Here is a 14,342-nt window from a genome sequence, read left to right as displayed (position 1 = left end):
TAATTAAGAATGGAGGTGATCTACTTATGGCTAAAGACGTACTATGTGAAGTGAACTCCTGCAAGTATTGGGCTGCAGGCAATAACTGCAATGCTTCGTCCATCTATGTAGTCAACAACCGCGGACAGAACGCGAAAAACTCGGAAGAGACAGACTGCAAAACATTCGAGTCAAAAATTTAAGCCGTCAAGTGTAAACGGCTGTCGCCGTCCCTATGGCAAAAGTTCAAATTCTATTTGGTGTAAAAAAACAATGAGCCGCCTTGTCAGAGGCGGCTCATCCTGTCCCTCTATACCGTAGTATAGCCAACAGTGATAATAATTATCATTGAGAATGGAATTATTAAACCCACTGCTTCACATTTTCACGGAAACGTCTGTAGATCCAGTCGTTCACTTCCCACAGGTCTGCAACCGGCACATTCGTGTGCGGTAGTGTGTGCAGGTAGCCTGGAGGGCCAAATTCTGGCGCAACGTAAGCGAATTGCTGGCCTTGTGCGGCACGTGCTTGAATCATCTGCTTCCACCAGCCCTCGAACAATGCAACCTCAGTTGCATATTCAGGTGCGGATGGGTCTGGTACTTGCGGACCTTCAGCATAGCCAACACGAGCGTGGATGTGCAGCGTGCGGGAAACTGCAAGCGCGATATCCGCTTGGTTGTCTTCCAAATGCGATTCACATACGCATGTCCAGTGGCTTAAATCTGCCGTCAACTTCAGTTCAGGCAACGCTTCGAGCAAACGTGCTGTCGTCCAAGGCGTAAACATTGCGCGCTGGCGGTGTGTTTCATGACCAACCATAAGGCCTGTCGAACGCTCAACCGCAAGTGCTTTTGTGAAGAAATCAATTTGCTCATCGAATGTCATCGAGTCGCGTGCACTATGCGAGTTCACAAACAACGGTTTGAACGATACAGCGCGTTCCACTTGCTCTTGGAAGCTTGCTGCATGATCAGTGCCGCCTGTGAAGATCTGTGGTACGAAATCAAGACCGAACTCTTGAAGAAGCTCTTTAAACTCCGATTCTTCTGCCACATCCGGCATCGGTGTTTCAACCCCGTCAAAGCCTGCTGCTTGAATGCGGGTAAACATCTCGCGGTAACTGCCTTCCATTCCCCATAGAGGTTTCAAAAATTTCGTTTGCAAGAGCTTTTTCCTCCTAAAGTCTAATACCGTTATAATTTGGTTTGCAGCTACCACTATACACGGTGCATGTCCAATGTGACTACGCTTATTCTACGATTTCTACACTTTGCAAGCGCAATTGCCTAGTTGCGAACTCTCGGTAAAGTGGGTGCGTAGCCAGTAGCTCCTCATGAGTGCCGCTTCCCGTAAGCTTGCCCTTCTCAACAAAAATAATTTGGTCCGCGTCGACGACCGTTGACAGCCGGTGTGCGATTACGAGCGTCGTACGGCCAGCCATCAGATTCTTCAGCGCTTCCTGCACAACGACCTCGGACTTGCTGTCCAGTGCTGATGTCGCTTCGTCGAGCATGAGTATCTTCGGATCACGCAGCAGCGCTCTTGCAATTGCGATCCGCTGCCGCTGTCCGCCTGATAGCTTGATTCCTCGCTCACCAACCTCCGTATCATAACCTTCCGGCAGCTCGCTGATGAATGTATGCGCGTAAGCCATCTCGGCCGCCTTCATAAGAGCTTCATCGCTAACGTCATGTTCGATGCCATAACTAATATTCGCCTTGATCGTGCCTGCAATTAGCGGGCTCTCCTGCGACACGTACCCGAACTGGCTCCGCCATTCCCGCAGATTAAAGCTATCAATCGTTTCGCCCCCATATTTGATGCTGCCGCTTGTAGGCTCGTAGTAACGTTCCAGCAGAGAGAACAGCGTTGTTTTGCCGCCTCCGCTCGGTCCAACAATCGCTGTCACCGTGCCGGGTTCAACGCGGAAATCAAGGTTCGTGAGCACCGGCTCACCGCTGCCGTAAGCGAAGCCGAGACTGTTCAACGTGATTGGCTGTGCCGTCTCGCTAACCGACTTCCCTTGCTCGTGATCCTCCTCTGGCGAATCGAGTATGAAGCTAATCCTTTCCGTTGCGCCGACCGTCTTCTTGAACTGCGTGAAGAACGTCGTAATTTGCGTCATTGGCATCACGATCTGAATCAAATATAGAATGAACGCGACGAGCTCGCCTGCGCTAAGTGCGCCTGAAGCGACGCGCATCCCGCCGTAGCCGATAATGACGACGAGCAGCATCATCATAACGAAATACATGAGCGGCGCAATTAACGCCTGCACTTTCGCTTCCTTGACCCCGAATTGATACAAGCTCTTAATCCATTTGCTGCCTGTTGCATATTCTCTGCGCTCTGCATTCATTGATTTCACAAGCCGCACTTCCGAGAGCACCTGTGTAAGCGTCGTTGTGAACGAAGCCGTCTCCTTCTGCAGCCCTTTGGAGATAAGATACATCTGCCTGCCGAGCGGAGCCATGAACAGTGCCGCAATCGGAATGACGCCGAGCATGACCGAGGTCATCTGCCAATCCATGTAGAACAAGACGATGACAGATCCGATGACGCTAATAATGCCGGACAAGAAATTCGTTAAATTTTCAGCGATTAGCTGCTTCACAATGCCGGTATCGTTCGTCATGCGGCTGATCGTTTCGCCTGTCCGATTGCTATCGTAATATGGGATCGGAAGCACAAGCAGCTTCTTCCACAGCCGATCCCGCAAATTCGCGACGATGCGTTGGCCCGCTACGTTAAGCATGTAACCGGAGAAGCCGCTGACAACCGCCTGAAGGATAAAGATCCCGCCGAAGCCGGCGATCTGCTGCCAGCTCAGATTGCTTATCGAAAATCCGTCAATGAGATTTTTCGTAAACAGCGGAATGATCAGCGAGACAGCCGTTCCTCCCAAGCTCATAATAATTGCAAATATAATTAATGCTTTCGAGGGCTTCGTCCTCGCAATCAACCTCAGCAGCTGCTTCCAATTTCCTTTCGTTTCTTTAGGTTCTTTCTCTTCCATGACTCATCCTGTCCTTCCCCTTTGGTGTTATGAGCGAAATATTATCACCGGTTAATGAACAGAAGATGAACAGAATGGAACGATTACTTCGAGTAGAAGTTGTTTGGCGTAGATGGCGCTGCTCTTCCCTTCCGGTTCCTTGCGTATCGCAGCCACGAGCTCAAGGGAAGGGACAACGGCAATATATTGACCACCATATCCCTTTGCAAAATAGAAGCCGATTACCCCGTTATGTGCCTGCGAGGAAACCCACCAGTGATACCCGTACTCCCCGAATATCGGAGGATCGTAGTGGGAGAACCCTTTGTGATGCGCCGTCGTTGATGCCGCTACCCACGCTTCTGGCACCACCTGCTCGCCTTCCCAGCGACCGCCCTGTAAGTAAAGCTGACCGAACTTCGCCATATCAGCGACGGTCATATGCAGCCCCACTCCACCTTCATAGATGCCTGCAGCATCACTGTTCCATCTCGGTCGTCGGAATGCGAGCTTCTTGAACAGCATCCGATCGGCATAGTCATAGGTGGACATGCCTGTCACTTGCGTCAATATCGCTGATAACAGATGCGATCCGCCGGAATTGTAGGCGAAAGCATCTCCAGGCTCATGCTCCATTGGCTGCGAGAGGATGAATGAAACCGGGTCATCCGTGCGCTTCATCTGCCAATACGGCTTATCAAACTCCGGCCACTCTATGCCAGAAGTCATGGTGAGCAGATGCTTGATTCTAATTGCGTGTTTCCGCTCATCCTCTGCTCGTTCAAGTTGCGGAAAGTATCGGCTGATTGGCGTTTCGATGCTATCGATCAGCCCTTGTTCAATCGCAATGCCAATTAGCGCGGATAAAATGCTCTTCGTACAGGAATAGACTGCGCCGATGCGATCTCCGCCTTTGTCATGCCATTTCCAGAGCAGCGAGCCGCCTTGCAGCAAGGCGACATCTTTTATTTTCCAAGCGTACAGCTGCTCTTGCAGTTCGTCTGTCAGCAAGCCCCGCGGGGTGCCGAGTGAAGTCAGCTTCATTGTGGTTGTTCCTCACTTGCTCGTTTAAGTTTTTTTGTATTGCGTGTACAATAAAAGAGATTAGATTACAGCGATTACATATCTGTCTAGGAGGCGCTTATGGCACTTATTCAATGTGATTTCTTCTCGGAAACACTCGGACTTTCCACTTCAATGAACGTTATCTTACCGCAATCGGCCCCTTCTCAAATCGGCATGGATTCCAAAGCGGCAGCACAGACGAAGCACCGCACGTTGTATCTGCTGCACGGGATGTCCGATGACCACTCGATCTGGCTTCGCCGCACTTCGATCGAGCGCTATGTCGCATCGCTTGGCATCGCGGTCGTCATGCCCGCCGTCCACCGCAGCTTTTATGCCAATATGGCAGCCGGCGGCAAATATTGGACCTTCATCAGCGAAGAGCTGCCGGCAATCGCGCGTTCATTCTTCCCTCTATCGGACCGCAGAGAAGATAACTTCGTCGCAGGCTTGTCTATGGGCGGCTACGGCGCATTCAAGCTGGCGCTGAATAAGCCAGAGCAATATGCAGCGGCAGCCAGCCTGTCCGGCGGTTTCGATGTGGCAAGCTTCACTCATCGGATGCCGGAAGAAGCTAGGCTAGTCTTCGGTACGGACAATTATGTGAATGAGCTGCCGAACAATCTGTACCTCGCAGCGGATACGCTTGCAGCGCAAGCAGACATCCCTATACCGTTATTATACCAATGCTGCGGCACGGAAGACTTCCTATATGAGGACAACATCCGATTCCGTGATCATGTGAAGCAGCTGAACTTGCCGCTCACTTATGAAGAAGGACCGGGCGAGCATGAATGGGGCTATTGGGATAAACAAATCCAGCGTGTGCTGGAATGGCTGCCTCTCTAATGAAGACAAAGCCGCAGAAACCGCGAGTGCATGTCATGAACGCACTCGCGGGTTCTGCGGCTTTTTACGCTTAACTTAGTGGAGCAATATTGGCGATATCGCAACGCCTGACGGGAAGCTCCCAGTGGGTAGAATCGCAATGGGCAGCTGGCTGGCTACTTCAATCGCCGCTACATAACCGAAGGTAAGAATGCTCACATACACTTTCGCGCCGTCTGGTGTAATCGCGACATCACTCGCATTGCTGCCACCTGGCAGCTCAATGTTGGTCAAGATCTCGTTCCGTGACAGGTTAATGACCGTCACTTCATCCCCGCCACGCGCTGCCACATAAGCAAGCGCGCCGTCCGGTGTAATGACGATCTTCTGCGGATCTGCGCCAGCATCCAGCCTGATCGACGTCACCATCGTATTCGAGCTGAGCCGCATAACATAGATACGATCATGATGTACATCTGTCACATAGGCAAGCGCCCCGTCAGGTGTAATGGCAATAGACGACGGCTTCGCCCCATGCGGAAGCTTAATCATCGGCAGAAGCGTTTGCTTCACCGAGTCCAGTACTGCAATCGCGGCTTTATTGATGAGACAGCAATACACACGCTTTCCATCTGGCGCAATGGCCATTTGAACCGGATCACTCCCTTTTGGCAGCGGCACTAGCTTCACAAGCGATCTCGTTAGAGTATCCACGATGATCAAATAATCTTCGACCAGTGTCGTAATGTACGCAATTGAAGCATGCTTCGCAATCGCAATCGCTATGGGCACAGCGCCTTGCGGCAACATATACTCGCCGGTCACTTCGTGGGTTAGCGTATCAATGACACGGACCGTTTTGTCCCCTTGGCAGGTGACATATACCTCGCGACCATCTGGCGTAAAGTCGAGCGATCTCGGACTGCTGCCTGCCGGAAGTGGGATCGTTGCAATTCGGGTATGCGTGGCCGTTTGGATGACCGTTATGGAATGCTGCGTATGATTCGCGACATAGGCATGCATCATTTCATCCATATAACCTCCTGTGACGGGCACCTGCTGCTGCACAATAAGCGCGCCATCCTCATCTCGCTCCGCAACCGCCGCAGTGACTTCCCCCGCAGCGAGCCCAGTCGTCGTAATCCGCACCCCATACAGCTGCAAATGACTGACGTCATGCTCCATCATAAACGTACATGATGCCTTTTGCTCTGGCTGAAGCTGAACGAGCGTCGAACGCTCCATTTGAATCTGTCCGTACCCGCTATACTGGCTCTCCTCATCCCCTTCCATTGATTCGCTTTGCTTGCTGCGCGGCGAAACTGCCGAATAGATCTGAATGCCGGCTGTCGCTTGCTGTCTGCCACGATTCATGACATGAATGGTCAACGATACGGTGCGCCGTGCTTCCCGATTAACGAGCAGTCCTGTATCCAAGATCGGCATAGGGACGCCTCCTCTACTCTTCCATACCTTTATCGTATGAACTGCTAGAGTAAAAGGCGCGAGACAACACACTAGGTCTAATTGGTAGATTGATGAGTCTTTCGCTCGGCTTCAGTGCGGCGAATGGCGACCTTCTGGAGTGCACCAATCGCGGCTTTCCTATCTCAGCGAAAATCAAATCAATGTGTATCACTGAGTGATTCTTTTTTTGCCACTTTCGGCAAATTCACGCCAAAGTGTATCATCGAGAGATACTCTTCGGCCACTTTCCGCGCCTCTTTCTCGCTCGCCAGAAAATGCACAAAAAAACCCGTCGTGAAAACACGCGGGTTTCGCTATCAACCGACTTTGCCTGAACTAATTTAGCCTTGCGGCCCACTGGAGAACAGCACCTTAATCTCTTCTAGTCTTGCAATCATATGTTTAAGCTCGATCGCGAGGAAATCCTCATTCGATGCTGCAAAAGCATTCTGTAGCTGGATTAGCCCGTCTGACGCGGCAGGCAGCAGCTTAAACGCTTCAATCGCATGCTGATAGTATGGATGCACCGAGGGTATTGGCTGATCTGACATAAGTTATGCACTCCCTACATGGTTGGTTGGTAAAATATTCTACCATTCTGCCAGCTGGAATGCAAAGTTTGCTTCAGCTTCCCCGGTAGGTGCTATATCCACCAGGTGCTACGAGCAGCGGAATATGATAATTCGAATTCGAATCGGTTACGGTGAAGCGAACGGGGACACTGCCTAGAAATGGCGCAGCTTCGAGAAGTCCGTAATACTCCCCAACCGCGAAGATCAGCTCGTATTCACCGATGTGAAGCTCGCCACTGCCGAGCAGCGGCTCATCAACGCGGCCGTCGGCATTGGTGACAGCGCACTTCACCAGCTGCGGTTCTCTTCCAAGCGATGAACGTACCCATAGCTCAATACGCATGCCGACAGCCGGCTTCCCTTGGGACGTATCCAGCACATGTGTAGTAAGCCGCCCTCTCATGGCGAAGCCAGCGGCTTGACCGAAGCGCGCGAAGCAGAACCGCAGTCCGCCATTTCAAATTCGCCGCTCGTCAGATCAGAGCGATTGAGTGAGAAGCCTTGAAACCCATAAGGAGGACGCGGTTCCGTGTAAACGCAAGCACGCGCATGCGGATCGTGATCGGCGATCGCTTCCCACGTTCGGTTGTTCGATTCGAAATGGACTCCCGCCAGCTGCGGAAAACGCTTCAGCAGATGAAGCCCGATTTGGCAGACGAGATATTGGATGGACGGCGATGCGATGGAATGAAAGATATGCTGCGCAAGATCCCGGACTTGCTCTGCCGGCACGTATCGTCCTCTCGAGCTGTCGAGTGCGTCAGCGGTATCCGTGTAATGCCAGTTCATGTGTAAGTAAATAAACAGCGGTCGGTCGTAGCTTTCGGGTAACGTCGTATATTCATCCCGGATAAAGCCGTAGAACGAACTACCGCTTACTTTAATAAGCTGCAGGTCAGCCAGGCCGGATATATGCGATACGATTTCGCCTCCCTGGTCGCTGCGATTCATAACAAGCGATGCATGCGCATGCTCATTATGCGATGGTTTGAAGACGAGCCCGCTGCTCTCGCGGCCGCCTGCGCGTACAGTGTCGAAATGGATTTTGTCCGCCTGGATGTCAACTGTGCTGATGTGCGGGTATTGATTAAGGAATGCGTCGCCAACGAACGCGAGGAAGCCTTCCGTAGTACTTCCGCTATACCTAGCAGCTTGCCGGAGGATGAAGTTCTTCATCGAATCGGTTGCAACGATGAGTGAGTTATCGCCTTTGCTGAACGAAGTGAGCAGCTGCTCGCTGCATACGGAGAACTTCACATTATGGGCGAAAATCACATTGGATTCCCCGATATAAGCCGACTCTGGGATCGGCTTTACTCCAAGTGGTGCCGCATACGTGCGGTAAGTGAGCACATCGCCTTTGCCGTAATACAACGTACGGCCATCTCGTAGCTGCAGCATGTGATCATCTCCCTTCTTTATTCTTCGATACTCCGCTGAATACGCAGCCAAGAGATGCGCTGAATTTCAAGCAGTGCTTGCCTGCGCTCCTGCGCTGCGGAATGTTCGAGCCGGACTGCCATCGCTGCTGCAATTTCCGACTTGCTCTTGCCGTAGACCGCGATAATGAAAGGGAACCCGAATTTCCGCATGTAAGCAGCATTCAGTTCGGTAAATCGGCTGAACTCCTCCGGCGTCAATTGTTGCAGCCCTGCTCCCGTCTGTTCTTCTTCAGAGTACGCTGTCATCTGAATTCGGGCAGCGAGGTCGGGATGCGCGCGCAGCAAGGTGAGAACTTGCTCCTCAGGCGCTTCCCTCGCCACTTGAATCATGGCCTCATGCAGCTCCAATAACGAATGAAAGGGCCTCATCCCCCACGCCCTCTCTGCTACCCAAGGCGAATGCTCAAATATCCCGCCGAGCTGCTGCGTGAACAGTTCACGGCTCATCGTATTCAGCTGCCAGAGCTGAAGCCTGTCGTTCATGTCGAATCCCTCCCTTGTTCAATTGCATGCTGCACAGCTCGCCGTATCCCGCCATATCCAGTGCAACGACACAGGTTGCCGGACAACGCTTCCTCCACATCAGCCTGCGTCGGATTCGGATTCTCCTTGAGCAGCGCTGTGACGGATACGATCATGCCCGGCGTGCAATAACCGCATTGATAACCGCCTTCCATGAGAAAAGCTTGCTGTACCGGATGAAGATCATCTCCTTCGCCTGCAAGACCTTCAATCGTCGTAATGCGCTTGCCTGCGCACTGATAAGCCATCGTTAAGCACGCATTCACCGGTTTGCCGTCAATGAGAACCATACAAGCTCCGCATCTACCGATTTCGCATGCCACTTTCGTGCCGGTAAGCAGCAAGTCTTCACGGAGGATCGACAGCAATCTTTTGCTTGCAGGTACATGCAATGCAAGCGGTTCATCATTAACGGTACAATTGAACATGGGATGCGGAAAATGCTGCAGCTCCGATAGTTTCTTCATCGCGATCCCCTCCGCCTTTCTTACGCAAATCTCGTTCGTTCGATGAGTGAATGCGGGTCGATTGGCAGTTGGTTCAACCGCTTGCGGGTCGCGTCATGAACAGCCGACAAGATCGCTGGAGCCAATCCGACGGAGCCGATCTCTCCAATGCCTCGCGGGCCATAATGGTCACCTTCAGCCAATTGTTCAATCGGTTGTACCGCAATCCGTCCGCTTGCATCCTTCATGGTCGGAATGAGATACGTATCCAAGTTTCGGGTTACATAATGCCCACCCTGCATTAGCGCTTCTTCGGTCAAGGTGTAACCGAGCGCCATAATGCTGCCGCCCTCGATCTGCCCGAGGTAGCCTTGCGGATTCATAACCGGACCGGCTGCAATCGTATGAAACTGGTCAAGGACATGAACCCGTCCCGTTAACGTATCCACCTCGACTTTCACTGCGACAGCGGCGAAGGTGTATAAGTAATGCGCGCCAGTTCGATTGAAAGACGTTGTCGGAAAAGCGAATTTCGTTTCAACGCGAATCTTCTGTTCTGTACCCTGCGAACTAGCTGCCAGTTGTTTATAGCTAATGATCAGTTCAACATCGTTGGCTGTCGACCCCACTTGCTGCTCAGGCTGCTTTAGCTTCTGCCACACGCCGCCAGCACCAAGCCGTAACTCTTCTGCAGGATGTCCGGTTATAGCTTCCGCTGCCTCAAGTACTCTCCGTTCAAAAGAAGGCCGAAGCTGCTGCAGCGATTGCCACATCATCGTTGTCGCCCTTGATGCGGTCGTTGAACCGCTGTCTGGCACCGCATCCGTATCGCCGATGACGAGCCTCAGGTCTTCAGCAGCGAAGCCGAACTGCTCTATCATCATCAGCTCAAGTGTCGCAAGCAGTCCCTGTCCGCATTCTTCGTAGCCGAATTGCGCTTCAATCTTCCCGTCCTCGGCGAGGACAAGCCTGCCGCCCGCCGGATCAGGGATGCCTGCGCCGAGCCCCGCGCCGTGCATGATGAAGGCGGCGCCGATGCCTGTGCGCAGCCGCGAATCAGCTGCTTGTTCCTCCGATGCTGTTCGGCCACCATGCTGTTGCCGCAGCTTCTCATTCCAAAGCGGCGATGCAGCGAGCGCATCCCATACGAGCTGAGCGCCATTCGTTGGCGCAATCGGCTGCCCGAACGGGCCCGGATCGTCTGCTCTTCGCATATTGTGCAGGCGGAAGGCCCACGGATCCATGCCGCTCATCTCGGCAAGACGATCCATCTGCCCCTCCAGTGCTAGGAGTGCCTGATTGCCGCCGAAGCCGCGAAATTCCCCTGACATCCCGTTATTCGTATAGACCGATACGCTTCGTACATCCACATGTTCGTAGCGATATGGACCAAGCACATGCTCGGTAGCGAAGTTCAGCACCTCAGCGCCAAGCGTCGCATAAGCGCCCGTATCTGCCGTGATGATGACCTGATGAGCTAGAATCGTACCCGCTTCGTCGATTCCCGTACGCATCTTAATTGTCATCGGATGGCGCTTCAGCCCGGTTCGGACCGACTCTTTGCGAGAGTTGTGGAGTTTGACCGGCCTCTGCGTGTGCAATGCAAGCAGCGCTCCATATGGCTGAACGTTAAGCTCATCTTTTCCGCCGAAGGAGCCGCCGATTGGACTGGAGACGATCCGAATCGTCTGTTCAGACAGCTTCGTAATTCTGGAGAGCTGCAACCGATCCATGAAGCCATGCTGCGTTGGTGCGTATACAGTGAGCCTTCCTTCTTCCTCTGGGACGAACAGACCACCTTCGGTCTCCATATAGGTGTGCATCTGCCGCGACGAATGATAGGTCTCCTCAACAATGTGCTTACAGCGCATGAACCCTTTCTCCACATCGCCGCGTTTGAATTCCGCTCGATGCAGCACATTCCCCTTCGCGTGTAGTCGCGGCGCGTCCGTCGCAAGCGCAGCCGATGGGTCATCGACAACGGGCAGCACTTCATATTCCACTTCGATGAGCGCCAGCGCACGCTCCGCTAGACGTGCGGTTTCAGCTGCCACAGCAGCAATGGCATCGCCGACATAACGCACTTTGTCGTAGCACAGCACTGGCTGATCCTGCACGGCAATACCGAATCCGTTCATGCCTGGCACATCCTTGTAAGTAAGAACGGCATGTACGCCTGGCAACCTCTCCGCATTCTCCGTGTTGATAGCCAATATGCGCGCATGCGGATGAGGACTGCGAAGAACTCTGCCAATGAGCATATGAGGCGCTATCCGGTCGGTCAGATAGGATAGCTGACCCGTCACTTTTTCACGACCGTCCGGTCTCGTACGCCAGCGCGTGCTGCTGGATTCCCGGTTTAACAGCATGTTCATCCCTCCGAACGTTGCCACTTCTGCCATAGTCCTGCGGCAATTAGATTAGCGGCAGTCTGCTTTCGATAGGCTGTTGATACGAATAGATCGCCAGCAGGTTCAATCTCATCTACCAGCTGTTCATAGAACTGCTCCATAAGCTGAGGCTCCAGCGCCTTCCCCACGAGCAGCACCTCCGACTTCGGCAGTCTCACTGGTTTCATGAGACCGCCACCTGCAGTGATTCGGATTCGGCTAACCTTCCGACAAGTGCATGCACCTTCTATTTCTGCTACAAATCCGCAAGTGACGACAGATGGCGTGAATGCTTCTCTTCTCCCCACTTTCTCATAGTAGGCAAGCACCTGACCTCTATGAGAAGACGGCTTCAGCTTGAGTTGGAGCAAGATCCGCCCTTGCTGCCTAATAACATCCTTCGACTGTTCCAGCCATTCAGACACAGGTTCCCATTTCGAGCTATGACCATCATGCCAGAGCAGTTCGGCTTCATAGAGAAGAAGCGCAGGCAGCAGATCACCTGTCCTAGAGCCTACATTACCGCCAATTGTAGCTAAATTACGGATGGAAGGCGCAGCAATCGTCCTGATCGCCTCTGTCACTAAAGGATACTCACTTGCAACAAGCGGATCACTACGTAATACGTTTAATGACGTTAAGGAACCAATGAACAACTCATCTCCCAGCACCGCTATTCCTCTAACGCCAGGGATTGAGGCAAGATCAATGAGATGGCGAGGCATTGCGAACGATTCATTCTCCCATTGAACCGCTAGCCACGTCCCGCCTGCGATATATTCGCAATCAGGGCCATAGGTCTGCTTCAGCCGCCATGCCTCTGCCGCATCGTGAGGTTGCCAGACGATCGCGTATTCCCCGGCCATGCTAAGTGGCGCTGCCACAGGCGATCCCTCCTCTAATTCGCATTCATCTGCATTTGCGACCAGAGCTGGCGCGCCTCTCCAAGCTCCTCTCGCGTATCAATGTCCATGAATGTCCACTCGGCGGCATAACGAACGACTTTCCCAACATAATCCGGCGATTTCAAAATATGTCTAGCTCCACGATCTCCATCCAGCTCCAGCAGCTGCGGAAACAACGATTTATTCATAATAAGCGGTGGTCCTACTGTCTCTCCATAGCCACTTGCAACATAGTGCAACGAAGGGTCCTCGCGATATACATAGACAAGTCGTTTCAGATGCGACGCTGAAATAAACGGCTGGTCAGCGAGGGCAACGAGCACAGCATCCATCTTCTCCGGCAGCAGCGCTGTAAGCCCACTTCGCAGTGAATAAGACATCCCATTCACCGCATCCTTACATGGCGTTATACGAATTTTCGGAAGTGAAGTCAGCCGATCCTTCCGATTACGATCACACAGCCAGAGCAGCGGATCATCCGACCGTACGACAACCGTGAGCGGATGAAAGCCACAATAGCGCAGCTCATGCAAGCCCTGGCCTCCAACCGTGATGCCCGGAGCCAGCTCCAGCGACAGCTTCGGCTCGCCCATCCTCCTGCTCGAGCCCGCCGCCAAATAAATGCAGCCGATTCTCATACATATCCTCCCTCTCCACTGCCGCATGAACGGATCGGGAATGAACAGCAATAAGTTCTGCGGCGATACTAATTGCAATTTGTAGTGGGCCGTCAGCTCCAATCGGCAGCCCGACTGGGGCATGCAAATTGCTTGTAACGATCAGACCATCTAGCAGCATGGCGATTCTCGCTCTTGAGCCAAGAATGCCGATATAGCTCAGTCCAAGTGGCAGCGCTTGTTCCAACATTGCACGATCCTTCAGCTGATGATGGCTGCAAACAATAAGGTAATCGCCTCGCCCCATGTTCAGCGAATCTTGAATCTCAGCCGGCGAACCGATCATGCTATGACCCGATATCAGACGACCATCGCGCCAATCAGTAGTAATTACGTGAAATCCCGCATTTTCTGCTAGTGCCGCAATCGCTTCTGCATCATGACCTGCGCCGAACAGGATCAATCTCGGCTTCGGCATCCACACTGAATCAAGAAACGCTTGATCCGTTCTCGCCGCCTTGAAGCCGGTACCTCTAATAAGACCTCGACTGAGCGTATAGCCCATGAATGGACCTTGCCATTGCCTGCAGAGCCGGGCTGGCTCACCGTTTTGCAGCAGTTGTGATGCTGCTTGCAGCAAGAGTAGAAGCTCTCCCTGTACCGCTTCCAGCAGCACCGTAATCTCGCCGCCGCAACCTATCGCTTCTCCCCAAATCGCATCCTCATGCGGTTTCATGTTATAGGCGACCAGCTCCGGCATTCCTGACGAAGCAACGATGTCTGCTCGTGCTTGCAGGTCATCCTCCAAGCATCCGGGACTAATGCTTCCCGCCTTGGTTCCACCGGGCAGAATCAGCATGGCGGCGTCTTTCTTACGGTACGAATGTCCAGTGGTCCGGACAATCGTAGCGAGAACTGGAGATACTGTCCTTTCTTCCATTCCGTCCAATACAGCGAGCAACGAAACAATATCCATGCTGGGCTCCCTCCCTGAATGATCCTGACATGTCCATCGTGTAGTGCAGCTCAGCTATAAATGTTATATTATATAACATAATAGTTCCATACGTTCTTATTTTCAAGCTTTTTATGTTAATTTACATAACACTTA

Annotated in this window: 15 protein-coding genes; 2 read left to right on the top strand and 13 right to left on the bottom strand. The window is 52.6% G+C overall.

The features are described 5' to 3' along the window. Nucleotides 1-26 precede the first annotated feature (26 nt). Nucleotides 27-182: a DUF1540 domain-containing protein gene (locus tag BMY11_RS04920; protein ID WP_090573314.1), complete on the top strand. Its 156-nt coding sequence runs from the start codon at nt 27-29 to the stop codon at nt 180-182. A gap of 160 nt (nt 183-342) precedes the next feature. Here BMY11_RS04920 and BMY11_RS04915 read toward each other — a convergent pair whose 3' ends face one another. The 3 genes from BMY11_RS04915 to BMY11_RS04905 all read right to left on the bottom strand — a co-directional run bounded on the left by BMY11_RS04915 (nt 343) and on the right by BMY11_RS04905 (nt 4,021). After that, nucleotides 343-1,146 carry a sugar phosphate isomerase/epimerase family protein gene (locus tag BMY11_RS04915; protein ID WP_256217299.1) on the bottom strand — a complete coding sequence of 268 codons (804 nt, stop codon included), beginning with the start codon at nt 1,144-1,146 and terminating at the stop codon, nt 343-345. An 85-nt stretch (nt 1,147-1,231) separates the two neighbouring features. After that, the gene (locus BMY11_RS04910; RefSeq protein WP_090573313.1) at nt 1,232-2,998 is read right to left on the bottom strand and encodes an ABC transporter ATP-binding protein; all 1,767 of its coding nucleotides are present in this window, start codon (nt 2,996-2,998) and stop codon (nt 1,232-1,234) included. 51 nt (nt 2,999-3,049) lie between these two features. Then, nucleotides 3,050-4,021, bottom strand: coding sequence for a serine hydrolase domain-containing protein (locus BMY11_RS04905; protein ID WP_090573312.1), 972 nt, complete (start codon nt 4,019-4,021; stop codon nt 3,050-3,052). Nucleotides 4,022-4,120: 99 nt separating this feature from the next. Between BMY11_RS04905 and BMY11_RS04900 the strand changes: the two genes are divergently transcribed. Continuing rightward, nucleotides 4,121-4,891: an alpha/beta hydrolase gene (locus BMY11_RS04900; RefSeq protein WP_090573311.1), complete on the top strand. Its 771-nt coding sequence runs from the start codon at nt 4,121-4,123 to the stop codon at nt 4,889-4,891. A 75-nt stretch (nt 4,892-4,966) separates the two neighbouring features. Here BMY11_RS04900 and BMY11_RS04895 read toward each other — a convergent pair whose 3' ends face one another. The 10 genes from BMY11_RS04895 to BMY11_RS04850 all read right to left on the bottom strand — a co-directional run bounded on the left by BMY11_RS04895 (nt 4,967) and on the right by BMY11_RS04850 (nt 14,207). After that, entirely contained in the window at nt 4,967-6,316 is a 1,350-nt protein-coding gene (locus BMY11_RS04895) for a beta-propeller fold lactonase family protein (protein ID WP_090573310.1), read from the bottom strand. A gap of 362 nt (nt 6,317-6,678) precedes the next feature. Continuing rightward, on the bottom strand, nt 6,679-6,888 hold the full coding sequence (locus BMY11_RS04890) for a hypothetical protein (protein ID WP_090573309.1): 210 nt from the start codon (nt 6,886-6,888) through the stop codon (nt 6,679-6,681). A gap of 73 nt (nt 6,889-6,961) precedes the next feature. Continuing rightward, entirely contained in the window at nt 6,962-7,312 is a 351-nt protein-coding gene (gene uraH, locus BMY11_RS04885; protein ID WP_090573308.1) for a hydroxyisourate hydrolase, read from the bottom strand. Further along, entirely contained in the window at nt 7,309-8,310 is a 1,002-nt protein-coding gene (gene pucL / locus BMY11_RS04880) for a factor-independent urate hydroxylase (protein ID WP_090573307.1), read from the bottom strand. Before pucL ends, uraH begins: the two co-directional genes overlap by 4 nt. Before the next feature lie 17 nt (nt 8,311-8,327). Then, nucleotides 8,328-8,834, bottom strand: coding sequence for a 2-oxo-4-hydroxy-4-carboxy-5-ureidoimidazoline decarboxylase (gene uraD, locus BMY11_RS04875; RefSeq protein ID WP_090573306.1), 507 nt, complete (start codon nt 8,832-8,834; stop codon nt 8,328-8,330). Continuing rightward, nucleotides 8,831-9,340 (bottom strand): (2Fe-2S)-binding protein, encoded by a 510-nt coding sequence (locus tag BMY11_RS04870; protein ID WP_177182495.1) that lies wholly within the window; start codon nt 9,338-9,340, stop codon nt 8,831-8,833. Before BMY11_RS04870 ends, uraD begins: the two co-directional genes overlap by 4 nt. 20 nt (nt 9,341-9,360) lie before the next feature. Further along, nucleotides 9,361-11,688: a xanthine dehydrogenase subunit D gene (gene pucD, locus BMY11_RS04865; RefSeq protein ID WP_090573305.1), complete on the bottom strand. Its 2,328-nt coding sequence runs from the start codon at nt 11,686-11,688 to the stop codon at nt 9,361-9,363. A 2-nt stretch (nt 11,689-11,690) separates the two neighbouring features. Further along, the gene (locus BMY11_RS04860) at nt 11,691-12,593 is read right to left on the bottom strand and encodes an FAD binding domain-containing protein (protein WP_090573304.1); all 903 of its coding nucleotides are present in this window, start codon (nt 12,591-12,593) and stop codon (nt 11,691-11,693) included. Nucleotides 12,594-12,607: 14 nt separating this feature from the next. Then, a complete protein-coding gene (locus BMY11_RS04855; protein WP_177182494.1) occupies nt 12,608-13,207 on the bottom strand; it encodes a nucleotidyltransferase family protein in 600 nt (199 codons plus the stop codon). Next, on the bottom strand, nt 13,140-14,207 hold the full coding sequence (locus BMY11_RS04850) for an XdhC family protein (protein WP_090573303.1): 1,068 nt from the start codon (nt 14,205-14,207) through the stop codon (nt 13,140-13,142). The genes BMY11_RS04855 and BMY11_RS04850 overlap by 68 nt, the downstream gene beginning before the upstream one ends. Nucleotides 14,208-14,342: the final 135 nt, after the last annotated feature.

Source organism: Paenibacillus sp. OV219, assembly GCF_900110075.1.
Lineage (GTDB): Bacteria > Bacillota > Bacilli > Paenibacillales > Paenibacillaceae > Paenibacillus_Z.
The sequence above is the reverse complement of the archived record's forward strand: the minus strand, read 5'-3'. Positions and strand labels throughout refer to the sequence as shown.